This is a genomic window from Rhizobium sp. LjRoot258 (assembly GCF_964254185.1).
Lineage (GTDB): Bacteria > Pseudomonadota > Alphaproteobacteria > Rhizobiales > Rhizobiaceae > Rhizobium.
Genome location: NZ_CAXUST020000003.1, coordinates 1 through 26029 on the forward strand (window position 1 = coordinate 1; position 26029 = coordinate 26029).

The following is a 26029-nucleotide window of genomic DNA, read 5'->3' on the forward strand; positions in this document are numbered from 1 at the left end:
ATGAACATGGCTCCAGCCTTCATCGAAGACCTCGACTTTGACAAGGAAATACTTGAGCAAGGCGAGTTGATCTCCGACAAGCTGAACATGCTGCGGCTTGAGCAGTATCCGCCAAACGCGCTGAAAGGGCTGCGCCAGTTTTCGTCTGCCGAGGTTGCTGACTTTCTGGGCGTTACGCAGAATCACATTAAGAAGCTCCACCTCGAAGGGAAGGGCCCAGAACCGCAGGTATCTGGGTCTGGTCGTCGTTCGTACACTGCCGAGCAAATGATGGAGCTGCGGCATTACCTCGACAAACATGGCCGCTCGGATTTCAAGAAGTATGTGCCGCACCGCCGCCGCGGTGAAGATCTTCAGGTCATCTCTGTCGTGAACTTCAAGGGCGGCTCGGGCAAGACGACAACTGCGGCTCACCTCGCACAGTACCTCGCACTGACTGGCCACCGCGTTCTTGCGGTCGATCTTGATCCGCAAGCCTCTTTGACAGCCCTCCACGGCATCCAGCCGGAACTCGACCGCAATTTGTCTCTCTACGAGGCGCTGCGTTATGACGAAGAGCGCAAATCGATCAAGGAATTGATCCGCCCCACGAACTTTCCGGGCCTCGATATCGTACCCGCAAACCTCGAGCTCCAGGAATATGAGTACGAGACGCCGTTGGCTGCTTCCGGCAGGCACCAGCCGGAAGGCAAGCTCTTCTTTACGCGCATCTCGCAGGCGTTGAAGGAAGTTGACGACAGATACGATGTTGTCGTCATCGACTGCCCGCCACAGCTCGGCTATCTGACCCTGACTTCGCTCAGTGCCTCGACGGCAGTTGTCATCACGGTTCATCCGCAGATGCTCGATGTGATGTCGATGAGTCAGTTCCTGCTGATGCTTGGCGGCATTCTCGAATCGATCAAGGCAGCGGGGGCTTCCGTCAAACTGAAATGGTTCCGTTACCTGGTCACGCGCTACGAGCCGACAGATCAGCCACAGGCTCAAATGGTTGGTTTCCTGCAGGCCTTGTTCAACAAACGAATGCTCAAGCATCAGATGTTGAAGTCGACCGCGATCTCCGACGCAGGGATAACCAAACAAACCCTCTATGAAGTCGAGAAGGCGCAGTTTACGCGCTCGACCTACGAGAGGGCGCTCGAAAGCCTGAATGCGGTCAATGGCGAAATTGCTTCCCTGATCCATAGCGCATGGGGACGAAAGTGATGTTTTTGACAGCCGTGCAAATGCTGAAAAACGGAAGACCTTTCAACATGATGACCGCCAACGCGGGAGATGGAAATGGCTAGAAAGAACCTTTTGGCACACATCACCGCGACGATCGGTGAAGATGCCGAGCGCAGCGCAAATTCTGACACCGAAGCCCGTGCTTCCTATACGAGACGAGGGGCCTCCCGGTCGATGATCCAATCGCTTGACGAACTTGCCGAAACGTCGATGCGCGTTCTCGACGGAGATAGCGTTATAGCGCTCGACCCCAGGGAGCTTGATGGGTCGTTTGTCGCCGACCGAATTGGCGACGATGACGAGGCCTATTCCAGTTTGAAAGAAGCTATTCGCCAGTCTGGTCAGTCGACACCTATTCTCGTGCGTCCCCATCCGAACGATGACGGGCGCTATATGATCGTCTTTGGTCATCGACGAGCACGGGTTGCACGTGAGCTGGGTGTCAAGGTCAGGGCAGTCGTCAAGCCGCTCGCTGATATCGAACATGTAATCGCCCAGGGGCAGGAAAACACCGCAAGAGCCGATCTGACCTTTATCGAAAAGGCGATCTTCGCAAGCAAGCTGCTTAGGAGCGGCCTGTCGAAGGATGTCCTCAAGTCAGCTTTGACGGTCGACGATAGCCTCCTATCGCGCATGTTGTCGGTCGAAGATGTTGTTCCGGACGCGGTTCTTGATGCTCTTGGGTCTGCCAAAGGCGTCGGCCGAGATCGCTGGGAAGAGCTGAAGAAGCTCGTATTAAATCCCGCGGCCGCGGAGCGGGCCAAGGACCTCGTGCGGGAAGAGATGTTTCTCTCCCAGACGACCGACGAGACGCGATTCCAATACCTGGTCGTCGCCCTCAAAGCCGCGCAGAAGGCTGGCAAGCGTTCAAAGCAGAAATCGGCGCCAGCCGCATGGATGCCGACTGATCAGTCGGTCAGTGTGGTCGCACGGCAAAGGCCAAACAGCCTTGTGATGGAATTCGGGAATCCCAAGGGGAAGTCCTTCGGGAAATGGCTCTCCAGCAACATGGATAGCCTCTTCGAGCAGTACTCGAAAGCGAACGAGGAACAGGAAACAGGAGACTAAACCGCAAAAGAAAAAGGCCCCCTTAACGTTGCCGTCGTGGAAGCCTTCCTCTCGTGTGGTAGCTTGAGAATCGCATTTCCCCGAATCCCAGTCAAGAGTCTTTGGCACCGTTTTTGGTGAGCGGATTTCTTTTGCCTCTTGGGAGGTAAAGAAAGATGCAAGGTGGACATGTAACGACGCCCTTTGGGCGGCGGCCGATGACGCTTGCCCTGGTGAAACGACAGGTCGCTGTAACAGGGATCACGCCAAGCAAGTCGGTCGACAAATGGAGGGTCTTTAGAGACGTTTCGGAGGCTAGGGGAGCGCTAGGACTGCAGGACCGCAGCTTGGCGGTTCTCGATGCGCTGTTGAGCTTTTACCCGGATAATGAGCTGCGCCAAGACGCGCAGCTTATCGTCTTCCCATCCAATGCGCAGCTGACGCTGAGGGCCCACGGCATCGCGGGGGCCACGCTCCGCCGGCATTTGGCACTTCTTGTAGAGGCGGGAGTGATTGTTCGCAAGGATAGCGCCAATGGCAAGCGCTATTCCCGCAAGGGCGTGACAGGGGAGATCGAAAACGCATTCGGCTTCGATATTTCACCGCTGCTCATGCGCGCCGAAGAGCTTGCCGGCATGGCGCAACAGGTTGCGGCCGATCGCGTTACCTTCCGCAGGGCGAGGGAGAATCTCACGATTTGCCGGCGTGACGTCCGCAAGTTGATTACCGCGGCTCTTGAGGAAGGCGCGTCCGGAGACTGGGCGATGATTGAAGAGGTGTATATTCGCCTCGTCAGCCGCATTCCGCGCGCACCGACGCTTGCCGAAGTGACCACCATCCTCGATGAGATGGACCTTCTTCGGGGCGAAATTGTCAATACGCTGGAAATGCAGCAGAAAACTCAAAATACAAGCACCAATGATGCTCAAAATGAGCACCACATACAGAATTCACACACCGAATCCATCAATGAACTTGAGCCTCGCTCTGAATATGAGCAGGGCGAAACGTCGAGTGAAAATCGCCGACGAAAAGGCGAAACGACCCGGACGCTCCCATTGGGGCTCGTGCTAAAGGCCTGCCCGGATATCGGTGCCTACGGCCCGGGCGGCGCGATCAGCTGTTGGCGGGATCTGATGAACGCGGCAGTCGTCGTCCGTTCGATGCTTGGCGTCAGTCCGTCGGCCTATCAGGACGCTTGCGAGGCCATGGGGCAGGAGGACGCTGCGGTCGCAATTGCCTGCATTTTGGAGCGAGGCGGCCAGATCAACTCGGCTGGTGGCTATCTGCGGGAGCTGACGCGCCGAACGGAGAGAGGAGAATTCTCGCTCGGTCCGATGCTGATGGCGCTGCTGCGCCTAAGCGGCAAAAACGGACAGGTGAGCCGGGTAGCCTCTAGTGCGTCGGCCGGACCGTCCAGGTCCCGCGCGCGGTAGAAGCAAGGCCACTCGGATCTGCTCGATCTTGGGGAGGGGAGGGAAGCGGGAACAGCGTATAGCGCGACTTGGGCGAGCATGCTGCAGGTCCTGCCACATTGGTTCGGCTGGGTTGCCACTAAAGTCGAAGCACATGATGTCGGGCTGGACGATCGCGATACCGCTTTGAATGCATTCCCGTTGCCGCTGAAGAGCCGGGACGCGGGTCCGGTTTCGAAATGGGCGGATCTCCTTCAGAGTCCCAGCGCAAATGGTCTGATTGGATCGCCGACGTCTGCTTGAAGGACGCCGATCGGACGCGGGGAGACGAGCATCAATTGCTTTGCCTGGCGAGATCGGCTTCATTTGCCGCGATCGGGCCGCGACTGGATGGCCAGTGCTTGGTCCTCATCTCCGGCCACGCCTAGAAGAGTGTCATAAAGAGAATTTAGCGAGCAGACGAGCCAGAATTGCCAATCGCTCTATCGTCCAGGCAGGTCCCGCACGATCGAAAAATTGGCGCAGCTTGCCTCGACATTGCCGATACGGATCGCATGCTCGGATCGGCGCGTCAGAAGCGACAGATGCACGTTCTTGGCACCCTTTGCCCTGACAAGCAGTTCCTGGCGAGCAAAGATAAGGCCCGATTGGTCCGAAAGCTCATAGGCAACGTGTTCGCTGTAGGCGTCATCTACAATGGTGATTGTCGCCAAACCAGACTGCATTTGTGAGTGCTCCCAATATCAAAATCGCGGCAGCTGCTTGCTCGCAAGCGGGCCGAGCGGCTATTCATCGACTTCCGGCACGAGTACGTCGAAAACCTCCAGAAGGGCCTCGGCGATGGCTGCACCGAGCGCATTTCCGCTCTCAGCAATCGCCTTCTCGTCCATGTCGCGGCACGCGATCGCCAGATTGCCGCCTTCCTCGCCGACGATCGCTCGAGCTCGTTCGATCGCCCACTGGGCGAAATCAGCCCGGTTTTCGATGGTGACTGTCTCGGTTTCCATGTCACGTTCCACTTCATTTGTTAAGGGCTGCCAGGCAGAGTGCGCTAGCGCGTTGAGTTGTGCGTACGCGCTACCTTATCCAAGCGGAGCAATCAACAGCGGACCTGATGGACGCGCGACTGGGGTTTGCCTTGAGCATCCACCAAATCGCCGGGCGAGGTGATACTGGAGCGGTGCCACCTCCCGAGGCAAAGGCGGTCGGTAGGATACCAGTATGGCGAATGTAAACGATGCTTTAGCCGCCGCGGGTTGCAAGTGCCCGTCAAACCGTCTCGATAGCGCGTTGCGCTGAACTATTCTCGTACTCGTGGAATTAGAATCCGTAAATACAAGGACAGACTGCGAACTGTCCTGCCGTTTGAAGCACGCGAGGTGGCCGGCCAGGACCTCGGGAGAAAGGGCGTCTGTGCCGGCATGGACGGCTTTATCCCGATCATTGTAGGGGCGCAGAAAAACGAGGTAGATTAGATGGGATCATCGCAAGGCAGGCCAACGAAGCTGTTTGGCTGGTGTGAATGGTGCCCTGGTGCTAGGTTCGTGCCCGTTTCGTATACGAGGAAGCGAAATGCCATCTGAAACTCGGTCACCGCGCTTGGCGGTCCTGATCGACGCCGACAACACTTCGGCCAAAATCTCTGACGGGCTGTTTGAAGAGGTCGCCAAGATCGGCGAGGCGAGCGTCCGTCGGATCTATGGCGATTTCTCCGGCACGCGCTCGAAGGGATGGGCGGATGTGCTGGCAAAGCATGCCATCATTCCACAGCAACAGTTTGCCTATACTACGGGAAAGAATGCCTCTGACATCACTCTGGTGATCGATGCAATGGATTTGCTACACAGCGGCCGCTTCGACGGCTTCTGCCTCGTGTCGTCGGACAGTGATTTCACGCGACTTGCAGCCCGGATTCGTGAGCAGGGCGTCGACGTATTCGGCTTCGGCGAGCAGAAGACGCCGGAGAGTTTTCGCCAAGCCTGCCGGCGGTTCGTCTATACCGAAAACCTACTTCCCGGCGCGATCAAGGACGAGCAGAACACCGCGTCTGCCGATAAGCCGCTGCAGCCGGCAAGCGCCGCCGTGCCGTTGATCAGAAAGGTGCTGTCGCAAGAGGACACCGAAGATGGCTGGGTCAATCTGGGCACCGTCGGCAAACAACTGTTGAACCTGGCGCCGGACTTCGACCCGCGCACCTTTGGCTTCCGAAAACTCAGCGATCTCATTCGCAAAACAAGCCAGTTCGAGGTTCGCCAAGCCGAGGGCGGTCCCATCAGCATCCGTGTGAAACAACGAGGCAGAAAGTAGCGTCCACCACCGCGGCGATTGGAGCGCGGGTGTGCCAGGACGCCCATGACAATTCGTATGGCTTTCCCCCGCGGCCAGAAGCGTCTATCGGTGCCGGCGCAAAGAAAATCGTCAGCTGAGCCCACAGGTTTGGAAGACAAATGAACAAAGGAAGATGTTATGGCGACCGGTACGGTAAAGTGGTTCAACGCAACGAAGGGCTTCGGTTTCATCCAGCCGGACGATGGCAGCGCCGATGTCTTCGTCCACATTTCCGCGGTGGAGCGGGCCGGGATGCGCGGGCTCAACGATGGCCAGAAGATTGCCTATGAGCTGGTGAAGGATCGCAAGTCCGGCAAGATGTCGGCCGACAACCTGCAGGCCTGAGTCTGACTGCATAGTCGGAAGACTGGGTTCGCCCGGCCTTTTCCGTTTGCAGCGCGAGGCATGCGACATCGGTGCAATCGCGAGACTTGAGTTTGCTGCAGCGCAACATTATCTTCTGAGTACCGAAGCGTTTCACCTCCTCCCGAGCCGCATCGGTCCGACGGACAGCTCTCCTCCTCCCAAGCTGTCAGTCACTATCGAAGCCCGGCGCACCTCCTCCCGCGCCGGGCTTTTTTGTTGAGCAAGCAGACAATCGTCGCAGGGCAAGGCGCATCTCGATTTTGCCATTGTTGTCGATCACTGCCTCACGTGACAATGCCGGGGAGGAGTCATGGACATGGGTGCCAACGACCGCGAACTCATCGCGGTGATGAGACGGTACTTTGCGGCGAAGGCCGAGCTGAAAGCTCTGAAAGCAAAGTTGGAAGCGGCGCGCCAGGCGGAGGGCGGGGTGATCGACGCCTTCTACGACCCTCGCCGCAACTTGAACCACGCCGTCGACTTGCAACGATCCCATCGCTTGAAAGGCGAGATGGTGTCGCTGATGCAGCGCGCCGAAGCCTGGGGCAGGGTAGAGCTTGCCTCCGATCGCGCGGAGACGCGAGCGGGCGAGGACGAACCGTCTGGTCGGTTATTCAATGCGCCCTTTGGCGCCTAGTCGCTCTCAGATCACCAGTCGCGCCGCACGTCCGTTCTTCCGTTCGACGTTGGTGTAGTAACTGGCCGCCTGCGTCACTGACTTGTGCAACGACTGCTGCATCGCTTCGAGTAGCGGAATGCCGCGGTTGGCGGCCTCGGTCAGATAGCCGGAGCGCAGGCCATGCGCCGAGAATGCCGCTGGATCGAGACCGGCTTGTTTGACGCGCGCCTTCAGGATGAGGTTGACCGATTGCGGCGTCAGCGCCCGCCGGTCGATATTGCCCCACTGATCGATGCGTCGGAATACCGGTCCGGTGTCGATTTTGGCTTGCGCAAGCCAGTGCCTCAAGGCAGTCACCGGCCGGCCGATCAACACGACGTGTCCGTCGTCATCGGCCGTCGTCGTCTTGGTGCGGCCCAGATGGATCGTCAGGCAGGGCAGGGGAGGGGAGCTCTTGTCGGCCGGATCGGTGCGTACCGGCTCCTCGTCGACCAGATCCTCGACCCGCAATGCCGCCACCTCCGAACGCCGGCGGCCGCCGGAAGCGAAGGCGACGAGCAGCAATGCCCGATCACGCAGATCGACCAGCCGATCGCCGGCGCAGGCGGACAATAGCTTTGCCAGGACATCCCCTGTCACCGCCTTTTTGCTCTTGCGCTGCCGCGGCCGTTTGCTCGCATTCACCGCCAGCCTTAGCGCGGTTTTCACGGACAGCGTCCCAAACGCGCCGGACAGGCCGCGCCAGCGTGTCATAATCGACCAGGAGGTCAGGCGCCGACGCACCGTGTCCGGCGCGTGTGGACCATCGGCTCGCAGCAGCCGTTCCGCCCGCAATCCCGTCTCCACGGCCACCGGCATGCCGTGGCTCGGATCCTCGACCCGCTTGGCCGGGTCCCAGAGATGATGCGCAACGAATTTTATCAGCAAGCTTTCAGGCGCCGGCCAGGGCAGGGGGGAGCCGGTGGCAAGTCCGCACCAGGCTTCGAGATAGCCAAGGTCGGAGGCGAGCGCCCGCAAGGTGTTGTCGCCCATGCCCTGCTGCGCCAGATATTTGAGTGTCGCGACGTCCTCGTCGGTCAAAAGTGCCGCCAGCTGATCGCGGCGATCGAAGGGCAGGATGGCGTCGAGCGCATCAAGCTCTTCGGCGCGTCGGATTTGGATGGTTTTCTGCTCAGAGGTCGTGGCCATGGGTCGCTACTCAGTCATCATGGGCGACAAATAACTTGTCAACAATCCGGAAATCCCGTAATTTACGGAAAATTGGAGATGCGTTGTGACATCGATTGTGACCGCCGCTGCGGTGTCGAAGAATTTTGGAGCCTATCAGGATGCGGCCGTGCGCGAGCCGGTGATCATCACCAAGAACGGCCGGCCGCGCACGGTTTTGATCGCCTATGAGGACTATCTGCGCCTGGCAAAGCGTGATCGTCGGGTCGACCTGACGACGGCGCTCAGTGACGATGAGCTTGCCGCGATCGAGGCGTCTGAGATGGAGCCGGGTCTGGATCATCGCACTTCCGAACTGCCGACGGACAAGCGTGCTGCCGACTGAACCGAAGGTCGGCTGGCTCTTCGCCCCGGGTCTGCGTTTTGGATTTGGCTATAAGATCCCATGCCGCGTCTCTCGCGCCGTGTACGTTTTTCGGATGGTCTGTTCGTCGTCAAGGCATCCATGTGCCAGTTTCGCCATCGCTGGAGGATTGCTGGGAGCACGGATCAGTGCTCCTGCTCAAGCGGTCCCACGATCGTTATCCCTTCGCTTCGGGCAGCGCCCGCCATCTTTCGGTCGCCGGTCGCCAACGGCAGGCCCTGTGCTTTCGCGAGCGCGACATAGCTGGCGTCATATCCTGTCAACATGTAACGGGCCGCCAGGTCGAGCACCAACCCGTCGCCGCCCGATCCGGCGTCCTCCAGTGACAACCCTCGCAATTGCGTCATCAGCAAAAGCGCTTCGCCGGGCCTAAGCCGTTTCCGTCGCTCGGCGACCAGAAACAGATTGCGGGTTTCGAACCAGAACAACGCGGGCACAAGCCCGACCGTCGAACGCAGATCGCCCATCAATCGATCTGCGGCGTCATGCTGCTCGTCCGGAAGAAACCATGCCGCGGCAATGGAAGCATCAAGGACAAAGGACATCAGTACCGCCGGCCCTCGTCGCGCCACGCGCGAATTTCCTCCTGAGTGGTGGGCTGCCGGCCGGCACGCTGCGCCTTGATCTCCGCGATCAGCGCATCGAGGTCGTTTTCGCGGCGAATACGCGAAAGCCGGGCAACGGGTGTGTTGCCGCGGGAGATAATGACCTCTTCGCCGGCTTCGACCTTCGCCAACAATTCAGATAGATGGGTCTTGGCTTCGGCGACCTTGACCGTAACGGACATGATGGTTGCTCCACAGTGGTGTCTCTCGTCGAGCAGAAAGCGGTTCGAACCGTTTTTCGACGTTTTGCGCGACGATAGGCCCGAAATGAATAGTTGGTCAAGTGCTGACCATATCACTATCGATACGTGTTACTTATCGGGAATGAGATCCAACGCTCGCAATCTTCATGCGTGACGGAAGCGATGTCCAAAATAACTTCTTGTCAATGGTGTAGTTGCGATAAAATCAATGCGTTACTATCCAACAAAATTGCCGCTCCAGAGGTAACCGGGGCAAATATCCGGGCAGGGCCTTGAGAGCATCGAGGGACGATCCACCGATACTCGGTTTCTTTGGGATCAGCCATTGCCACGCCGCGCGCGGATTCCGAATTGATCTTCGTAATCTCTGACATGCCTTCAATCGGCCGGCCGTCCACGAATTGCGCAATGGGAAAGACATGCTTGCGCTCACCTCTGAGCAGCCCGATAACCGCCCCGCGCTTCTGCCAGTCGTGCAGGGTAGAGCGTTTGGTGCCGAATCTCGTTTCAATCTCGCTCGGACCGGCAGCCGTTCCTGCCCATTTTTACTCAATCCTGATCCTCATCAAGGATAGGCGCCGTTCCAGGGCCGATTTTTGATGCGGTGCAGCAACGAACCTGTCTTGACTGGTCATACTTTTCGCGGCTCCATGACAACTGATCTGCTGGACCAACCAGTGGGTCAGTTGGAGGTGGTGACGGCGATGAACGGCAGCCCGATACTCACGCAGATGCCAAAGGTCGGGCAGAGTCTCGACCGGCGCACGGCTCGTGACCTCATCGCCGACAAGCTGATGGTGCTAATCGCCACCAACATGCTGCGCCCCGGCGACGTCTTGCCGGGTGAACGGGAACTCGCCAATGTGCTTCATGTCAGCCGCGAGACTGTGCGCGGTGCCATCCAGACGCTCGCCGCGCGCGGCATCGTCGAGGTGTCTCAGGGCAGCCGCACGCGGGTCTGCAATGTCGATCTCAGCCATCTCACCGTTACCATCGCTTCGCCCAACGCCATCGACAGCTACGATCTCGACGATGTTCATGCGGCCCGGCTGCATATCGAGCTGAAGGTCGTCGGCGATGCTGCCGATCGGATTGATGAAGAAACGCTGGGCAAGCTCAAAAGCCTGCTCGAAGCGCAGAAGCTGTGTTGCGATGACGCCATGCGCTTCCTGATCTGCGACCGCGAATTCCACATGGGAATCTATCGGGCTTGCGGAAACCCGCTGCTCTCCGATTTCGTCACCGATCTCTACACCTACATGATGGACTACCGGCGCAGCGCGATGTCCCGACCGGGCGCTATCGATGCCAGCTATGACGACCACACCGAGATCGTGGAGGCATTGGAGCGGCGCGACCGGGAGGCGGTGATCGCTGCATTTCGCCAGCATCTCACCCGGATCTACGACACGACGAAGGAACTGCTTGCGGGGAGCGGGCAGAAAAAACGGGAAAAGAACAAGAGCGGGACGGCAGGCTGATCCGGCTGAGCCGGGCGGCAGATTGGGAGGTTCGTCGGAAATGCATGTCATGGTGATTGGAGCGGCCGGGATGGTCGGCCGCAAGCTGGTGGAGAAGCTCGCCTCAGAGGAAGGCGCCCTTGGCTACGATATTTCCAGGCTGACGCTGGTGGATGTGATCGAGCCGCCTGTGCCTCATGGGCTGTTGCCGGTCGCGAAGGCACTCGCGCTTGATCTTTCAACCGAAGACGCCGCCGGGAAACTGGTCGCTTTGCGCCCCGACGTGATCTTCCATCTCGCGGCGATCGTTTCCGGTGAGGCCGAGGCTGATTTCGACAAGGGCTACAAGGTCAATCTTGACGGAACGCGGGCGCTCTTCGAGGCGATCCGCCATGAGGGTTTGCGGGAGCCCTACGTTCCGCGCCTCATCTTCGCCTCGTCGATCGCCGTTTTCGGAAAGCCTTTCCCGGAAAAGATCGGCGACGAGTTCTTTACCACGCCACTCACGAGCTATGGCACGCAAAAGGCGATCTGCGAACTGCTTCTCGCCGACTATTCGAGGCGCGGCATTTTCGATGGCGTCGGAATCCGCCTGCCGACGATCTGCATCCGCCCCGGCAAACCCAACAAGGCAGCGTCCGGCTTCTTTTCCAATATTCTCCGCGAGCCGCTGACAGGTCAGGAGGCGGTGTTACCGGTGGACGAGAACGTGCGCCACTGGTTTGCAAGCCCGCGTTCGGCGGTCGATTTCTTCATTCATGCCGCGCGGATGGATACGTCCGCGATCGGCCCGAGACGCAATCTGACCATGCCTGGCCTTTCCGCCCTCGTTGGTGAAGAGATCGAAGCGCTTCGGCGTGTGGCCGGTGAGAAGGCCGTCAAGCTCATCCGCCGTGAGCCCGACCCGGTTATCCGCTCGATTGTTTCAGGCTGGGCGACCGATTTCGACGCGCGGCGTGCTTCCGAACTGGGTTTCAAAGCCGAAACCAACTTCGACGAGATCATCAGAATCCATATCGAAGACGAACTCGGAGGAGATATCTGAGATGGTCCGCGCTTTGAAATCCGGCGAAGGCAAGATCGCATTGGTGACGGGCGGCGGCACTGGCGTCGGACGCGGCATAGCCGAGGCCTTGAGCGCGGAGGGGTATACCGTCGTCATCACCGGCCGGCGCGCCGACGTGCTCGATAAAGCCGCTGGCGACATAGCGGCGCAAACGGGAGGAACCCTGCGGGCGATCGTCGCAGATATCGGCGACCGGGCTGCGGTCGCTCGCCTTTTCGAAGCGATCCGCAGGGAGTTCGGCCGGCTCGACCTGCTGGTCAACAATGCCGGTTCCACCGTGCCGCCAGTGTCGCTGGAAGATGTGACCTTCGAGCAATGGAGCGGTATTCTCGCCGCGAACCTCACGGGTGCCTTTCTCTGCACACAGCAGGCGTTCCGGCTGATGAAGGCGCAGGCGCCGCGCGGCGGGCGGATTATCAACAACGGCTCGATTTCGGCCCAGACGCCGCGGCCGAACTCCGCGCCTTACACGGCAACCAAGCATGCGATCACGGGGTTGACCAAGTCGACCGCACTCGACGGGCGCAAATATGACATCGCCTGCGGCCAGATCGATATCGGCAATGCCGCGACCGACATGACGTCGAAGATGAATTCCGGGGTGTTGCAGGCGAATGGCGAGACCGCCAGTGAGCCGACGATCCCGGTGGCGCATATCGCCGAGGCCGTTGTCTACATGGCAAGCCTGCCGCTGGAAGCGAATGTGCTGACGATGACAGTCATGGCGACGAAGATGCCGCTGGTGGGGCGAGGGTAAGGACAGTCGAGAGGGAACCGGACGGCGTCCGAGAACGGCATGAGGAAGCCGCCGGACAATCCGCCGATTTCAGATGAAATTCACAGGGAGGAAAGCATATGGCAGGCGTTGACTTCGTCGATGTCAAAAAATCATTCGGAGCCTTTCCCGTCATCAAGGGCGTAAACATCGAAATCGAGGATGGCGAATTCGTCATCCTTGTCGGCCCCTCGGGCTGCGGGAAATCGACGCTTCTGCGAATGCTGGCCGGGCTTGAAAACATTTCGGCGGGCGAGATCCGCATCGGCGACAAGGTGGTCAACGCCCTGCCGCCCAAGGATCGGGATATCGCCATGGTGTTCCAGAACTATGCGCTCTACCCGCATATGACGGTCGCCGACAATATGGCTTTCTCCCTGATGCTGAACGGCTCGCCGAAATCCGAGATCGAGAAGCGCGTCGGTACCGCGGCCGGAATTCTGGGACTTTCCAAGCTGCTCGACCGCTATCCGCGCCAGCTCTCCGGCGGCCAGCGCCAGCGCGTGGCCATGGGCAGGGCGATCGTGCGTGATCCGCAGGTGTTTCTCTTCGACGAACCGCTGTCCAACCTCGATGCGAAACTGCGGGTAGCAATGCGCGCCGAGATCAAGGAACTGCACCAGCGGCTGAAGACGACGACCGTCTACGTCACGCATGACCAGATTGAGGCGATGACCATGGCCGACAAGATCGTCGTCATGCAGGACGGCATTGTCGAGCAGATCGGTTCTCCGCTTGATCTCTATGACAGCCCCGCCAATCTTTTCGTCGCCGGGTTTATCGGCTCGCCGGCTATGAACATGATCAAGGGCAGGCTCGATCCGCAAAATCCGAACAGCTTTATCGCAACCGACGGCATGGCGCTGCCGGTCGCGCGGCCGCCGTCGGCGGGAAGAGGGCGCGACCTCATTTACGGCCTGCGGCCGGAATATATGTCGCTCGACCCGAACGGGTTTGCCGCCAGTGTCGCGGTTATCGAGCCCACCGGATACGAAACGCAGATGATCGTGCGCTTCGGGGGAACGGACGTCACCTGCATTTTCCGCGAACGCGTGAACGTGCGGCCGGGAGAGGCAATCCACCTGTCGATCGATGCCAATCACGTTCACCTGTTCGATGCCAAAACCGGAGCGCGACTGATCGACTGATACCGCCCTGTTTGCCGCTGCGCGAGGGAAGAGGAGCCCTGACGCATCCGGTTTCGGGGCCGGCGTTTCCGGCAGTGCCGGAAGCCATTGCCGCCGCATTCGCCAAACGGGACGGCGGGTGCCGGTACAGACATGTCCCGTGCCACGAAGGAGGAGCATGATGACTTTCAAGAGACGTGATTTTCTTACCGCATCCGCCGCGGTCGCGGGCATGGCCGGTCTTTCGCCTTTCGGCATCCGTCCGTCTTTCGCTCAAGCAGCGGAACCGGTCTACAAGCCGGAGGAAGGTGCAAGCCTGAGGCTGTTGCGCTGGACGCCCTTCGTCAAGGGCGACGAGGATGCATGGCTTGCCAATACAGCGAAATTCACGGAAACGACTGGGGTTGCGGTCCGCATCGACAAGGAAAGCTGGGAGGACATTCGCCCGAAGGCCGCGGTCGCCGCGAATGTCGGGTCCGGGCCGGATCTGGTGATGTGCTGGTTTGACGACGCCCACCAATACCCGGACAAACTTATCGATCTGACCGAGCTCGCCAACTATCTCGGCGGCAAATATGGCGGATGGTACGATGGCGTGAAAGGCTATGCTTCACGCGGCGACAAGTTCATCGCCATGCCGCTGACGGCCATCGGCAACGCGGTCTGCTACCGCGACAGCCATATGAAGGCGGCCGGCTTCAGCGAATTCCCGAAGGATACCGATGGCTTCCTCGAACTCTGCAAGGCCATGAAGGCCAAGGGAACGCCTGCCGGGTTCCCGCACGGCAAGGCCGTCGGCGACGGCAACAACTATGCCCATTGGCTGCTCTGGAGCCATGGCGGCAAGATGGTCGACGAAGGCGGCAAGGTCGTTATCAACAGTCCGGAAACGCTGAAAGCGGTCAACTACGCCAAGGCGCTTTACGAGACCTTCATTCCCGGCACCGAGAGCTGGCTCGACATCAACAACAACCGCGCTTTCCTCGCAGGCCAGGTCTCGCTGACGGCCAACGGCGTCTCGCTCTACTATGCGTCGAAGAAAGATCCGGCAATGGCGGAACTCTCCGCCGACATCCGTACCACGAACTTCCCCGTCGGTCCGGTCGGCCAGAGCGTCGAACTGCATCAGACGAGTTCGCTGCTTTTGTTCAACCACACGAAATATCCCGAGGCGGCCAAGGCCTACATCAAGTTCATGATGGAGGCCGACCAGATGAATGCCTGGATCACCGGTTCCAGCGCCTATTGCTGCCAGCCGCTCAAGGCCTTCGCCAGCAATCCCGTCTGGACGTCCGACCCGATCCACGCGCCCTATGCGCGCGCTTCCGAAACGCTGCGTCCCAACGGCTATGCCGGGCCGCTCGGCTATGCCTCCGCCGGTGTGATGGCCGACTATGTGCTGGTCGACATGTTCGCGACCGCCGTCACGGGGCAGAAGACACCGGAAGAGGCGATTACCGAGGCTGAGCGCCGGGCAAACCGCTATTACCGGGTCTGAAGCGGCGGCAGCCGCATGGCCGCCCAGATAGGGTATCGGCGGAAATGCTCCCGCCGGTTCCCATTCCCCAATTCGTCATACGGGAGATGCCCGATGCCCACAGTATCGTCCAGGAAGCCGCCATCGGCGATGGCTTCGCTCATGCAGAACAGGAATATGATCGGCTTCCTGTTCATGCTGCCGGCCGCCGTCTTCCTTGTCTGCTTCCTGACCTATCCGCTCGGCCTCGGCGTCTGGCTCGGCTTCACCGATACGCGCATCGGCCGTGACGGAGTGTTCATAGGGCTCGAAAATTACATCTTCCTTGCCGAGGACTCGGTCTTCTGGCTCTCGGTCTTCAACACGCTTCTCTACACGATCGTCGCGTCGATCCTGAAATTCGTCTTCGGGCTCTGGCTGGCGCTGCTGCTGAACGAGAACCTGCCGTTCAAATCCTTCTTCCGGGCGATCGTGCTTTTGCCCTGGGTCGTTCCGACCGTGCTTTCGGCGCTGGCCTTCTGGTGGATCTACGATGCGCAGTTCTCGATCATCTCCTGGTCGCTGATGCAGCTCGGCGTGATCGACAGCCCGATCAATTTCCTCGGCGATCCGACGAATGCCCGTGCCTCGGTGATCGCCGCCAATGTCTGGCGCGGCATTCCCTTTGTCGCCATTTCGTTGCTGGCTGGTCTCCAGACCATTCCGGCCTCATTGCACGAGGCGGCGTCGCTGGACGGCGCGACGAGCTGGCAGCGCTTCCGCTATGTGACGTTGCCGATGCTGACGCCGATTATCGCCGTCGTCATGACCTTCTCGGTGTTGTTCACCTTCACGGACTTCCAGCTGATCTATGTGCTCACCAAGGGCGGGCCGGTGAATGCGACGCATCTGATGGCGACGCTCTCCTTCCAGCGCGGCATTCCCGGCGGACAACTGGGCGAGGGGGCGGCGATCGCCGTGGCGATGATACCCTTCCTGCTTGCCGCCATCATGTTCAGCTTCTTCGGCCTGCAACGCCGCAAATGGCAGCAGGGCGGCCAGGATTGATGAGGGGAAAATGACGATGACCACGACCGTGAAATCCGAAGACGCTGTTCTGACCGACGATGTACAGGGCATGAGCTATCTCAATCGCCTGCCGCGCCGGATCGTGATGGTTTATCTGCCGATGGCGGTGTTCGTCTTCGTGCTGCTCTTTCCGTTCTACTGGATGGCGATCACGGCGATAAAGCCAAATTCGCAGCTGACCGACTATACGCACTACAGCCCCTTCTGGGTGGTCGGCCCGACGCTCGATCATATCAAGTACCTGCTGTTCGAGACCTCCTATCCGGGCTGGCTGTGGAACACGATGCTGGTGGCCACCTGCGCGACGTTCCTGTCGCTGGCGGCATCGGTCTTTGCGGCCTACGCGATCGAGCGTGTGCGGTTCTCGGGCTCGCGGCCGGTGGGGCTGATGATCTTTCTTGCCTACCTCGTGCCGCCGTCGATCCTGTTCATTCCGCTCGCCTTCATCGTTTTCAAGTTCGGCATCTACGATTCCAGGTTGGCGCTGATCTTCACCTATCCGACGTTCCTCATTCCCTTCTGCACCTGGCTGCTGATGGGCTATTTCCGGTCGATCCCGTTCGAGCTCGAGGAGAGCGCGCTGGTGGATGGCGCGACGCGCTGGCAGATCCTGATCAAGATCATCCTGCCGCTTGCCGTTCCCGGGCTGATATCGGCCGGCATCTTTGCCTTCACGCTGTCCTGGAACGAGTTCATCTATGCGTTGACCTTCATCCAGTCTTCGGAAAACAAGACCGTGCCGGTCGGCGTTCTGACGGAACTGGTCCGCGGCGACGTGTTCGAATGGGGCGCGCTGATGGCGGGCGCGCTGTTCGGCTCGCTGCCGGTGGTGATCCTCTATTCCTTCTTCGTCGATTATTACGTGTCATCCATGACCGGGGCGGTGAAGGAATGAATGGCCGTTGTTCGGGCAGTGCCGCACTCAATCGTGGTCGTGGTGATGATGCGACGGCAGGTCGAGGCCGAAGGTCTTGGTGAGATCATTTACCTGCGCCGGGCTGAGATAACGGGGGTTGAGGTTGCGCAGAAGCAGATAGAGCTTCGCCGTCTCCTCCAGCTCCTCGGTGGCGAAAACCGCCGCCTCCAGGCTGTCGCCGGCGACGACTGGTCCGTGATTGGCCAGAAGCACCGACGAATATTTTCCCGCCAGCCCGCGGATCGCGTCAGCCACCGCCGGATCGCCGGGACGATAATAGGGGACGAGCGCGGTCTCGCCGGCGCGCATGAGGTAGTAGGGGGTCATCGGCGGCAGGGCGGCGCGCGGATCGATCTCCGGCAGCATGGTCAGCGCCACCGCGTGGGTGGAGTGAAGATGGACGATGGCGCGGGCGCTGCCGCGCGTGTCGTAGAGCGCCGTGTGAAGCGGAATTTCCTTAGTCGGCTTGTCGCCGGCGAGGTGCCGGCCTTCGGCATCCAACCTTGAGATGCGGGCCGGATCGAGGAAGCCGAGCGAGGCGTTCGTCGGCGTCACCAGCCAACCACCGTCCTCCAGTCGCAGCGATATATTCCCCGACGACCCGGGCGTCAGCCCGCGCTCGAACAGCGAGCGGCCGTATCGGCAGATTTCCTCACGCAGGCGCGCGTCGGACATGATTTTTCCTCCCTATCAGGCGGTTGCCCCTTCGATCAGCTCGAAACCGAGATCGACGACCTGGGGTGGCGCATTGGTGACGACAAGTCGCGCGGCCGCCTGTCCGGTCGCCACGCGCGGCGTGCGGATGGTCGACAGCGGCTGCGGTGTCGCCCGGCCGATATCGAGGCCGTTATAGCCGAAAATGGCAAGCTGCGAGGGGATCGAAATCCCCCGCGCCAGACAGTGAAAATAACCGCCAAGCGCCATGTCGTCGTTCGAGAAATAGGCCGCTTCGAGATTGGGGGTGCGGGCGAGCAAGCGCTCCAGTCCCAGCCTGCCATTCTCCACCGAGGAAGCCCCGGCGAGAATTTCGTGGTCGACGAGGGGCGCGTCATGCGCGCCGAGCGTTTCGCAAAAGCTGAAAAATCGCTTGCCGGCGCGGGTATCGCGGTTCAGGTCGTGACCGACATAGCCGATCCGGCGATAGCCCCGCTTGAGCAGGAAGGCGGCGCTCTCGCGTCCGGCCGCGCGGTTCGAGAAGCCGACCGCTATATCCAGCGCTTCACCGTCCACGTCGAGCATTTCCACGATCCGGCAACCACTCGCGCGCAGCATCTTCACCGTGCCGCCGGTGTGCTCGTATCCCGCCAGCATGACCGCCGCCGGCCGCCAGGCGAGCATCGCGGCGGCGAGCACTTCCTCCTTCTCCGGATCATAATCGGTGACGGAAAAAACCGCCTGGTACTGATTTTCCTCGAGAATGGCGCTGGCGCCCCGCAGCACATCGGGAAAGACGATGTTGGAGAGCGAGGGAATGACGAAGGCGACAAGACGCGAACCGGTGGACGCCAGCGTTCCCGCGATCCGGTTCGGCACGTAGCCCAGCTTTTCGACCGCCGCCATCACCCGTTCCCGCGTCTTGCCGGAAAACGAGCCGTGGTTGCGCAGCACGCGCGAAACCGTGCTCTCGCCAACACCGGCCGCCTCAGCGACCTCAGCAAGCGTTACCGTCGTCTGATGTTTGAATTCCATAGTCACTATTGAACCAGCCTTTGGGGCGGACGCTCCGGCCGCTAAGCAATCATCCGTTCGATGACGCCCGCCGCGCTGCCCTCATTTTTCACCGCTCTCACCAAGAAGCAAGATTTTTTTGGCAGCGCTACCAATTTCGTGTTGGCAGCGCTGCCAAAATGGACTATGAAAAATGGCAGCGCTGCCAAAGAGGCTTGGCGTGCCGCGGGAGGACCTACAGGAGACCGCGGCAACAATTGGAGGAGACAATCATGACGCTGCAAACGCAGGCGCCAGTCGTTGGCGTACATCCCGCCCAGGCGGTGGAAGACCGTGCCTATGGCAAGGTATTTTGGCGAATCGTGCCCTTTTTGATGTTGTGCTACGTGGTCGCCTATCTCGACCGTGTCAATGTCGGCTTCGCCAAGCTGCAGATGTCGAGCGAACTCGGCCTCTCGGAAGCGGCATATGGCATCGGTGCAGGTATTTTCTTCATCGGCTATTTTCTGTTTGAAGTGCCGAGCAACATCATCATGAACAAGGTCGGCGCGCGGCTGTGGATTGCCCGCATCATGGTCACCTGGGGCATCATCTCTGCCGCCTTCATGTTCACCTCGTCGGAAGCCGTCTTCTATGTCCTGCGTTTCCTGCTGGGCGTTGCCGAAGCGGGATTTTTTCCCGGCATCATTCTCTATCTGACCGCCTGGTATCCGGCTCATCGCCGCGCCAGGATCATCACCACCTTCATGTCCGCGATCCCGATATCCGCCATTTTCGGCAATCCGCTTTCGGGCCTGCTGATGGACAATTTCAACGGCACGCACGGCCTTTCCGGCTGGCAGTGGATGTTCCTCATCGAGGCCATTCCGGCCATCCTTTTCGGCGTCGCCACGTTCTTCTACCTTGATGATACGATCCGTGCTGCGAAATGGCTGAGCGATGAGGAAAAGCAGGTGCTGACGGTCAATATCGAAGCGGAGAACAGGGCCAAGGTTGCAAGCCCGCACAGCATCGCCGGGACGCTGACCGACCGCCGTGTCTGGCTGATGTGCCTGATCTACTTCTGTTTCGTGCTCGGGCAATACGGCCTGAATTTCTGGATGCCGACTATCGTCAAGGCCTCGGGCGTGACCGGAAACCTGAACATCGGCCTGATTGCCGCGATCCCCTATATCTGCACTTTCGTTGCCATGCTGGCGCTCGGGCGCTCCGCCGACAGGTTGCGCGAACGCCGGTGGCATCTCGTCATTCCCGCGCTTATTGCCGCCGGCGGCTTTGTCGCGGCGACGTCGGCGACAAGCACGACGGTCTCAATCGCCTGCCTCTCGCTGGCCGCTGCGGGCGCCATCAGTTGCGCGCCGCTCTTCTGGTCGCTTCCTACCGCCTTCCTCGCCGGTACGGGCGCTGCCGCCGGTATTGCCTGGATCAACTCGGTCGGCAATCTCGCCGGGTTCCTCGGGCCGTTTCTGGTAGGCTATCTGAAGGACCTCACCGGCAGCAACAGCGCCGGCATGTATCTACTGGCGGCAGCTCTGGTCATCGGTTCGCTGGCCGTGCTGACGGTGCCTGCGAAAACCGTCAATCGCTAGACATCGCACCCTCCGGGCGGCCGTATCCGGAGGGGCAGCTCTTCCCTTACAAGACTGGAGAACATCGTCATGTCACAGTATGCTGAAAACCCAGGCCCCGCCGTTGTCGCGGCCGTCATCGGTCTTGGTTCCATGGGGCTCGGAATGGCCCGGTCGATGAAACGCGCAGGTCTCGACGTTGTTGGCTATGACATCACGCCTGCAGCCAAGGATCGCTTCGTCGCCGAGGGTGGACGCGGCGCCGCCACGCCCGCCGGCGCGGCAGAGGGTGCCGATATCGTTGTTTCCGTCGTCGTCAACGGCGCGCAGACCGAGGCAGTCCTGTTCGGCCCCGAGGGTATCGCGAAGACGATGAAGCCTGGAGCGGTCTTCATTTCCTCGGCGACCATGGACCCGGCTGTCGCACGCGACCTGTCGCAGCGAGTGGAGGCTCTCGGCCTGCACTATCTCGATGCGCCGATCTCGGGCGGCTCGGCCAAGGCCGCGAGCGGCGCCCTGACGATCATGGCATCCGGCTCCAAACAGGCGTTCGACACGGCCCGCCCGGGTCTCGACGCCATGGCCGGCAAGGTCTACGAGCTCGGCGATGCAGCCGGAACTGGAGCTGCCTTCAAGATGATAAACCAGCTTCTTGCCGGCGTGCACATCGCGGCCGCCTGCGAGGCGATAACGTTTGCGGCCAAGCAGAACCTCGACCTCGACAAGGTCTACGAGGTGATCACGGCTTCGGCCGGCAATTCCTGGATGTTCGAAAACCGCGTGCCGCATGTGCTGGCCGGGGACTATACTCCTCTCAGCAGCATCGAAATTTTCGTCAAGGACCTCGGCATCGTTCAGGACATGGCCCGCTCGGAGCGCTATCCGGTGCCGCTCGCGGCAGCGGCCCTGCAGATGTATCTGGCCGCTTCCGGGGCCGGCATGGGCCGTGACGACGATTCCTCCGTCGCGCGGCTCTACGCCCAGCTTTCGGGCGCTCAATTGCCCGGCGCGACCAAAGAAAGCCTATAAAGGGACGCCACCATGCCGGTTTTCGCCGCCAACCTGACGATGATGTTCAACGAATGGCCGTTCCTCGACCGCTTCGACGCCGCGGCCGATGCCGGCTTTGTCGCCGTCGAATATCTCTTTCCCTATGAAGCCGCGCCGGAAGCGCTCGCCGAGCGGCTTGCTCGCAACAATCTGCAGCAGGCCTTGTTCAACCTGCCGCCGGGCGACTGGGCAGCCGGCGAGCGGGGCATCGCGGCGCTTCCCGGACGTTTCGATGCGTTGAAGGCGGATGTGGAGCGCGCGCTGGACTACGCGGCAGCGACGGGCGTCAGGCGGTTGCACCTGATGGCAGGCCTTGCCGATCCCGATGACGAAGACGCGGCCTCATGTTACCGACACTCCGTCGCCTACGCCGCCGGGCGGCTTTTAGAGGAGGGCATCGACCTCCTGCTTGAGCCGATCAACGGGCGAAACATGCCTGGATATTTCCTCAATGACTTCGGCGCCGCCGAGCGGCTGATCGCGGAGCTCGGCCTGCCGAACCTGAAGCTCCAGTTCGACATCTATCACCGCCAGATCATCCATGGTGACGTGGTCATGGCCTTGCGTCGCCTGGTCTCGATCACCGGCCATATCCAAATCGCCAGCGTACCTTCACGCAACGAGCCGGATGGGGAGGAGTTGAACTATTCCTATCTGTTCGGGGAAATCGACCGCCTTGGTTATGACGGTTTCATCGGCTGCGAGTACATCCCGCGCGGCCACACGCTGGACGGTCTTGGCTGGTTCAGACCTTTTGCACGGAGCTAGACGATGGCTATATTGCTCGGATCAATCGCTGACGACTATACAGGTGCGTCCGATCTCGCCAACACGCTGACGAAAAACGGCCTGCGCACGGTGCAAATGGTCGGCATCCCCGATCCGTCGCTGGCACTGCCGGATGTCGACGCGGTCGTCGTCTCTCTGAAGATCCGCTCCGTCCCGACCGCTCACGCCGTGACGGCCGCGACCAGGGCCGAACGATGGCTGCGCGGGCGGGGCGCGACCCATGTGCTGTACAAGATCTGCTCGACCTTCGATTCCACCGATGCCGGCAATATTGGTCCGGTCACCGAGGCATTGAGCGATGCCGCGGGCGGTGGCTTGGTGCTGGTGACGCCCGCCTTTCCGGAAACGGGACGCACCGTTTATTGCGGCCACCTCTTTGTCGGCGGGCAACTGTTGAACGAAAGCCCGCTCAAGGACCACCCCCTCAATCCGATGCACGACGCCAATCTCGTACGTGTGATGGCCAGACAGTCGCACGGTGCCGTCGGGCTTGTCGACCTGGCGTCGATCGCGGCCGGACCCGGCGCCGTCAAGGCGAGGCTCGAGGCCCTGCGGGTCACCGGTGTCAGGACGGCGATTGCGGATGCGGTCTTCGAACGCGATCTCGAGACGCTCGGCGAGATCGCTCTCGAAACGCCGGTGTCCACCGGCGCGTCGGGTCTCGGCCTCGGTCTTGCCCGCGCACTCGTCCGCTCGGGTCTGGCCTCTGCCGGCGGCGCTACAACGGCGGACGCCATTCGTCCCGTGGGCGGGCTTTCCGCCATCGTTGCCGGCAGTTGTTCCAAGGCAACGCTGCATCAGCTCGACGTCGCCGAACGGTCGATGCCCGTTCTGCGGCTCGATCCGGAGCGGCTGCTTGCCGGTCCGGATGAGATTGCCGCGGCGATTTCCTGGGCTGGTGACCGCATTTCCGCCGGTCCCGTCGTCGTTGCCGCGAGCGCGGCACCTGAAACCGTCTCCCGGCTGCAATCACAATACGGGCGGGAGGCCTCCGGCCACGCGATCGAAACCGCGACCTCGATCATCGCCGCCGAACTGGTGGCAAGAGGCGTGCGGCGCCTGGTGATCGCCGGCGGCGAAACCTCGGGGGCGGCGGTCGACAGGCTCGCCATTCCCGCTTTCCTGATCGGCCCGGAGATCGCGCCCGGCGTGCCGGTCTTGCGCACGATCGGCAATGCGCAGGGCGATATGCTGCTGGCGCTGAAATCGGGAAACTTCGGCGGCGAGGATTTCTTCACCACCGCGCTGGCGATGATGCACTGAGCAAGATACCAGCGGACACGGCGAGATCATGGACCTGTCGAGCTAGCGGTCCTTGAGCATTTGGCCTTCCGCGTGGCATTGGTTCTCAATGCCGCGCGGAGAGTAATCGAAGACTTTGCACCCGAAGCCATCGTTGTTCTCAAGTCTCTCTCGACATCGGCCTGTCGGCACGAGGCGGCAAAATGCTTCCAGTCGGCGGCATAGGCGCGGCGGGTATTGGCGGAACGGGCGGCCTCGACGTAAGTGCGGGCGCGATCGGCAAGACCTTCGAGAAGCGCGAGCAGGGGGAGGGGAATGGGAATGGGGTGTCGTGAATTCCGGTCAGTGTCGCCGCCAGCATCGCTCGTGTCAGGGACGTTTTCGGGTGGTGACGAAGGGTTCTCCATTGTATGCCTCATTATGTAGGTTTGCGAGGAATCGTTGCCCTTGTAGAGCAGCGGCTCGCCGCTGAGGGCGGCGAGTGCATAGGAGAAGCAATCGCCGTAGTTCAGCCCGGCTGGATGCCGGCCTTTGCAGCGGCGCCAGGCGCGCCTGACAGCGACGATCTCGACGCCGACCTTGTGCAACCATAGCGCCAGCTCGTTGCGCCAGGCTCGCGGAGACGGGTCTCGAGGACCATCGCGCGGCTTCGAGCACGGTGGCGGACGAGATCAGGCGGATAGGATCGTCGGCAATGCGGCTCTCGAAGGACGCTGCTTCCGGTTTGGCAGCACGTTCCCGTCATAGCCGATGATCTCATCAGCGGAGCGGTCATCCAGGACGGCTCCTTGAAGGCCATATGAACGAGTGGTTCATATTGGTATGAGTACAGGGAAATGATCCGGGGCTCGCACCTCACTCGTCCCAATTTGCTACACCGTGCGGCGAGATGGTTCATTGGATATTCAGCATGCCTGCACGAGGGTTGGGCGCGGTCTTATCGCTGGCTGTAAACCGGTGGCCGAGTGAGTCTTCAAATAAACGATCGGTCGTGAGCACGTGAACGCACCTTTTGATGAAACCGCGTTGGGAAGGGAGTTTGACCTTTTCGCTGTTGAGTTAAGCCTGCTGCCAAGATCGCCGGAGACCACGGCGTTGGAACTGCGCTTTGCTCTGTTGCGAGAAGCAGTTGCAATCCGTCTTGCGGGAGCGAGCCGATTCACTGTTGAGTTGCCGTCGTCGCTGTTTGACGCCTAGAAGGTGATCGGCATTGCTTCGCTTTGATATGTCAGACCTTGTTTCCGATCCGTCATAGCTGCTCTGTGGGCGGTAATGTCCGGACGCCCACCCATATCTCGCAGAGGGAGCGAAACTATGGAAGATCAGCACCCTAGGTCGGCCGGTCTGGCCGCTGACTTGGAATTCTTCAAACTGTTGACCGGTAGCTTTCACCGGCTCGTCGGCAAGCCGCTTGTTTCGTCGGAGCAGGGCCCCGACTGGCTCTATCGTGCAGCGCCCTTTGTCGTTCTGGCCCACAATACTGCTCCTGATCCGCTTTTCGTTTATGCCAACATCGCCGCCCAGACGCGCTTCGGATATACATGGGACGAGTTCACGAAGCTGCCGTCGCGATTGTCCGCTGAGGCGCCTGACCGACAAGAGCGGCAGCGGCTCCTCGATGCCGTAGCACGGCGGGGCTACATTACCGACTACCGGGGGCTGCGCGTGACCAAACCTGGAAAGCACTTCTGGGTAGAGAATGGAATTGTTTGGCAGCTTGTCGATGAGCACGGCAGGACGAGTGGCCAGGCCGCAACTTTTTCCAGCTGGACCGACGTCTAAGTACAGTATGAAGTTGTCCGGCCCCATCGACATATGGCATGAATTAGGTCTTAAGGAGTGATCGACGGCCTTGATCTGCGAGCTCGTCCGCCCGTTCGTTGCCATCAATTCCTGAATGACCTTTGCACCAAGCTATGGTGATGAGCGGATTTCGCGAGAGCTCACGATCAACGTTCTGCCAAAGCTCCGTATCGGCTATTTTTCGGTTTCTGGCCTTGGCATTCGCACGCACCTTCCGCCAGCCGTTGTTCTTCCAGATCGGCCTCCAGATATTGCAGCCCTTCACTGCGTAAACAGAGTCTAACCACACGGTAGCCCTTTCATTGGTACTCTCGCGATTGATCCAGCCTGCGGCGTTGAACAGGCTCAGTAACTCCATTGTGTTATTTGTGCTGTTTAACGAGCCGCCGAAGCCGAACGCGAGTTCCACGCCGTTGCGGTAGGCCACAAAGGCCCATCCGCCCTGTCTGGAGCGGGGTTCGCAGCAACCATCCGCAAAAACATGAAGGCCCTGGCGGGGTACCCCTATCCATGTTTCAGAACTCCCTGCCGCTTCCATGCAATTGCCCCTCGTCCCAGCAGAAATCATAGGTGGAACATTCCCTTCCCAGCCAGTCCCCATTTCGCCGCCATTGGAGGA

28 protein-coding genes and 1 pseudogene are annotated in these 26029 nt (G+C 60.5%); 19 read left to right on the forward strand and 10 right to left on the reverse strand.

Annotation, left to right across the window (positions count from 1 at the left end):
* The 3 genes from repA to repC all read left to right on the forward strand — a co-directional run bounded on the left by repA (nt 1) and on the right by repC (nt 3710).
* Nucleotides 1-1206, forward strand: a complete 1206-nt coding sequence (gene repA / locus ACSQ9D_RS28435; RefSeq protein ID WP_436285197.1) for a plasmid partitioning protein RepA — start codon at nt 1-3, stop codon at nt 1204-1206.
* A gap of 75 nt (nt 1207-1281) precedes the next feature.
* The gene (repB, locus tag ACSQ9D_RS28440) at nt 1282-2295 is read left to right on the forward strand and encodes a plasmid partitioning protein RepB (protein ID WP_436285198.1); all 1014 of its coding nucleotides are present in this window, start codon (nt 1282-1284) and stop codon (nt 2293-2295) included.
* A gap of 155 nt (nt 2296-2450) precedes the next feature.
* Complete coding sequence (repC, locus tag ACSQ9D_RS28445; RefSeq protein WP_436285199.1) at nt 2451-3710, forward strand: plasmid replication protein RepC; 1260 nt, start codon at nt 2451-2453, stop codon at nt 3708-3710.
* Between the two features lie 461 nt (nt 3711-4171).
* Here the strand turns inward: repC and ACSQ9D_RS28450 are convergent, their stop codons facing one another.
* Nucleotides 4172-4414, reverse strand: coding sequence for a hypothetical protein (locus ACSQ9D_RS28450; protein ID WP_436285200.1), 243 nt, complete (start codon nt 4412-4414; stop codon nt 4172-4174).
* A 60-nt stretch (nt 4415-4474) separates the two neighbouring features.
* Entirely contained in the window at nt 4475-4696 is a 222-nt protein-coding gene (locus tag ACSQ9D_RS28455) for a hypothetical protein (protein ID WP_436285201.1), read from the reverse strand.
* Between the two features lie 565 nt (nt 4697-5261).
* On the opposite strand from ACSQ9D_RS28455, the gene ACSQ9D_RS28460 reads away from it, so the two are divergent.
* The 3 genes from ACSQ9D_RS28460 (at nt 5262) to ACSQ9D_RS28470 (ending at nt 7020) form a co-directional block, all read left to right on the forward strand.
* Entirely contained in the window at nt 5262-5996 is a 735-nt protein-coding gene (locus ACSQ9D_RS28460) for an NYN domain-containing protein (RefSeq protein ID WP_436285202.1), read from the forward strand.
* A 159-nt stretch (nt 5997-6155) separates the two neighbouring features.
* Complete coding sequence (locus ACSQ9D_RS28465; RefSeq protein WP_436285203.1) at nt 6156-6362, forward strand: cold-shock protein; 207 nt, start codon at nt 6156-6158, stop codon at nt 6360-6362.
* Between the two features lie 337 nt (nt 6363-6699).
* Nucleotides 6700-7020, forward strand: a complete 321-nt coding sequence (locus ACSQ9D_RS28470; protein WP_436285204.1) for a hypothetical protein — start codon at nt 6700-6702, stop codon at nt 7018-7020.
* Nucleotides 7021-7026: 6 nt separating this feature from the next.
* Here ACSQ9D_RS28470 and ACSQ9D_RS28475 read toward each other — a convergent pair whose 3' ends face one another.
* Complete coding sequence (locus ACSQ9D_RS28475) at nt 7027-8190, reverse strand: site-specific integrase (RefSeq protein WP_436285205.1); 1164 nt, start codon at nt 8188-8190, stop codon at nt 7027-7029.
* An 85-nt stretch (nt 8191-8275) separates the two neighbouring features.
* Between ACSQ9D_RS28475 and ACSQ9D_RS28480 the strand changes: the two genes are divergently transcribed.
* The gene (locus ACSQ9D_RS28480) at nt 8276-8554 is read left to right on the forward strand and encodes a type II toxin-antitoxin system Phd/YefM family antitoxin (RefSeq protein WP_436285206.1); all 279 of its coding nucleotides are present in this window, start codon (nt 8276-8278) and stop codon (nt 8552-8554) included.
* Nucleotides 8555-8718: 164 nt separating this feature from the next.
* Here the strand turns inward: ACSQ9D_RS28480 and ACSQ9D_RS28485 are convergent, their stop codons facing one another.
* From ACSQ9D_RS28485 to ACSQ9D_RS28495, 3 genes are all read right to left on the reverse strand, one after another.
* Nucleotides 8719-9138 carry a type II toxin-antitoxin system VapC family toxin gene (locus tag ACSQ9D_RS28485; RefSeq protein ID WP_436285207.1) on the reverse strand — a complete coding sequence of 140 codons (420 nt, stop codon included), beginning with the start codon at nt 9136-9138 and terminating at the stop codon, nt 8719-8721.
* Nucleotides 9138-9380 (reverse strand): type II toxin-antitoxin system Phd/YefM family antitoxin, encoded by a 243-nt coding sequence (locus ACSQ9D_RS28490; protein WP_436285208.1) that lies wholly within the window; start codon nt 9378-9380, stop codon nt 9138-9140. Before ACSQ9D_RS28490 ends, ACSQ9D_RS28485 begins: the two co-directional genes overlap by 1 nt.
* A 203-nt stretch (nt 9381-9583) precedes the next feature.
* Nucleotides 9584-9913 carry an antitoxin Xre/MbcA/ParS-like domain-containing protein gene (locus tag ACSQ9D_RS28495; RefSeq protein WP_436285933.1) on the reverse strand — a complete coding sequence of 110 codons (330 nt, stop codon included), beginning with the start codon at nt 9911-9913 and terminating at the stop codon, nt 9584-9586.
* 192 nt (nt 9914-10105) lie between these two features.
* Here ACSQ9D_RS28495 and ACSQ9D_RS28500 point away from each other — a divergent pair, with 192 nt between their 5' ends.
* The 7 genes from ACSQ9D_RS28500 (at nt 10106) to ACSQ9D_RS28530 (ending at nt 17269) form a co-directional block, all read left to right on the forward strand.
* Complete coding sequence (locus ACSQ9D_RS28500) at nt 10106-10882, forward strand: FadR/GntR family transcriptional regulator (RefSeq protein WP_436285934.1); 777 nt, start codon at nt 10106-10108, stop codon at nt 10880-10882.
* 40 nt (nt 10883-10922) lie between these two features.
* On the forward strand, nt 10923-11906 hold the full coding sequence (denD, locus tag ACSQ9D_RS28505) for a D-erythronate dehydrogenase (RefSeq protein ID WP_436285209.1): 984 nt from the start codon (nt 10923-10925) through the stop codon (nt 11904-11906).
* A 1-nt stretch (nt 11907) separates the two neighbouring features.
* On the forward strand, nt 11908-12684 hold the full coding sequence (locus ACSQ9D_RS28510; RefSeq protein ID WP_436285210.1) for an SDR family oxidoreductase: 777 nt from the start codon (nt 11908-11910) through the stop codon (nt 12682-12684).
* Between the two features lie 98 nt (nt 12685-12782).
* Entirely contained in the window at nt 12783-13850 is a 1068-nt protein-coding gene (locus ACSQ9D_RS28515) for an ABC transporter ATP-binding protein (protein WP_436285211.1), read from the forward strand.
* 160 nt (nt 13851-14010) lie between these two features.
* Nucleotides 14011-15327 (forward strand): ABC transporter substrate-binding protein, encoded by a 1317-nt coding sequence (locus tag ACSQ9D_RS28520; protein ID WP_436285212.1) that lies wholly within the window; start codon nt 14011-14013, stop codon nt 15325-15327.
* A 93-nt stretch (nt 15328-15420) separates the two neighbouring features.
* Nucleotides 15421-16353 (forward strand): carbohydrate ABC transporter permease, encoded by a 933-nt coding sequence (locus ACSQ9D_RS28525; RefSeq protein ID WP_037124951.1) that lies wholly within the window; start codon nt 15421-15423, stop codon nt 16351-16353.
* Between the two features lie 16 nt (nt 16354-16369).
* A complete protein-coding gene (locus ACSQ9D_RS28530) occupies nt 16370-17269 on the forward strand; it encodes a carbohydrate ABC transporter permease (protein ID WP_037124950.1) in 900 nt (299 codons plus the stop codon).
* A 27-nt stretch (nt 17270-17296) separates the two neighbouring features.
* Here ACSQ9D_RS28530 and otnC read toward each other — a convergent pair whose 3' ends face one another.
* Nucleotides 17297-17965 (reverse strand): 3-oxo-tetronate 4-phosphate decarboxylase, encoded by a 669-nt coding sequence (gene otnC / locus ACSQ9D_RS28535; protein ID WP_436285213.1) that lies wholly within the window; start codon nt 17963-17965, stop codon nt 17297-17299.
* A gap of 15 nt (nt 17966-17980) precedes the next feature.
* Nucleotides 17981-18979 (reverse strand): LacI family DNA-binding transcriptional regulator, encoded by a 999-nt coding sequence (locus ACSQ9D_RS28540; protein WP_436285214.1) that lies wholly within the window; start codon nt 18977-18979, stop codon nt 17981-17983.
* Between the two features lie 251 nt (nt 18980-19230).
* Here ACSQ9D_RS28540 and ACSQ9D_RS28545 point away from each other — a divergent pair, with 251 nt between their 5' ends.
* The 4 genes from ACSQ9D_RS28545 (at nt 19231) to otnK (ending at nt 23628) form a co-directional block, all read left to right on the forward strand.
* Complete coding sequence (locus ACSQ9D_RS28545) at nt 19231-20547, forward strand: MFS transporter (protein ID WP_436285215.1); 1317 nt, start codon at nt 19231-19233, stop codon at nt 20545-20547.
* A gap of 69 nt (nt 20548-20616) precedes the next feature.
* Nucleotides 20617-21555 carry an L-threonate dehydrogenase gene (gene ltnD, locus ACSQ9D_RS28550; protein ID WP_436285216.1) on the forward strand — a complete coding sequence of 313 codons (939 nt, stop codon included), beginning with the start codon at nt 20617-20619 and terminating at the stop codon, nt 21553-21555.
* A 12-nt stretch (nt 21556-21567) separates the two neighbouring features.
* Nucleotides 21568-22344 carry a 2-oxo-tetronate isomerase gene (gene otnI, locus ACSQ9D_RS28555; RefSeq protein WP_436285217.1) on the forward strand — a complete coding sequence of 259 codons (777 nt, stop codon included), beginning with the start codon at nt 21568-21570 and terminating at the stop codon, nt 22342-22344.
* 3 nt (nt 22345-22347) lie between these two features.
* Nucleotides 22348-23628, forward strand: a complete 1281-nt coding sequence (gene otnK, locus ACSQ9D_RS28560; RefSeq protein ID WP_436285218.1) for a 3-oxo-tetronate kinase — start codon at nt 22348-22350, stop codon at nt 23626-23628.
* Nucleotides 23629-24026: 398 nt separating this feature from the next.
* Here the strand turns inward: otnK and ACSQ9D_RS28565 are convergent.
* A pseudogene (locus tag ACSQ9D_RS28565) lies at nt 24027-24327 on the reverse strand (type II toxin-antitoxin system VapC family toxin); the annotation flags it as partial.
* Nucleotides 24328-24921: 594 nt separating this feature from the next.
* On the opposite strand from ACSQ9D_RS28565, the gene ACSQ9D_RS28570 reads away from it, so the two are divergent.
* The gene (locus ACSQ9D_RS28570) at nt 24922-25389 is read left to right on the forward strand and encodes an MEKHLA domain-containing protein (RefSeq protein WP_436285219.1); all 468 of its coding nucleotides are present in this window, start codon (nt 24922-24924) and stop codon (nt 25387-25389) included.
* 43 nt (nt 25390-25432) lie between these two features.
* On the opposite strand, the gene ACSQ9D_RS28575 is transcribed toward ACSQ9D_RS28570, so the two are convergent.
* Nucleotides 25433-25948, reverse strand: a complete 516-nt coding sequence (locus ACSQ9D_RS28575) for a ribonuclease H family protein (protein ID WP_436285935.1) — start codon at nt 25946-25948, stop codon at nt 25433-25435.
* Nucleotides 25949-26029 lie beyond the last annotated feature (81 nt).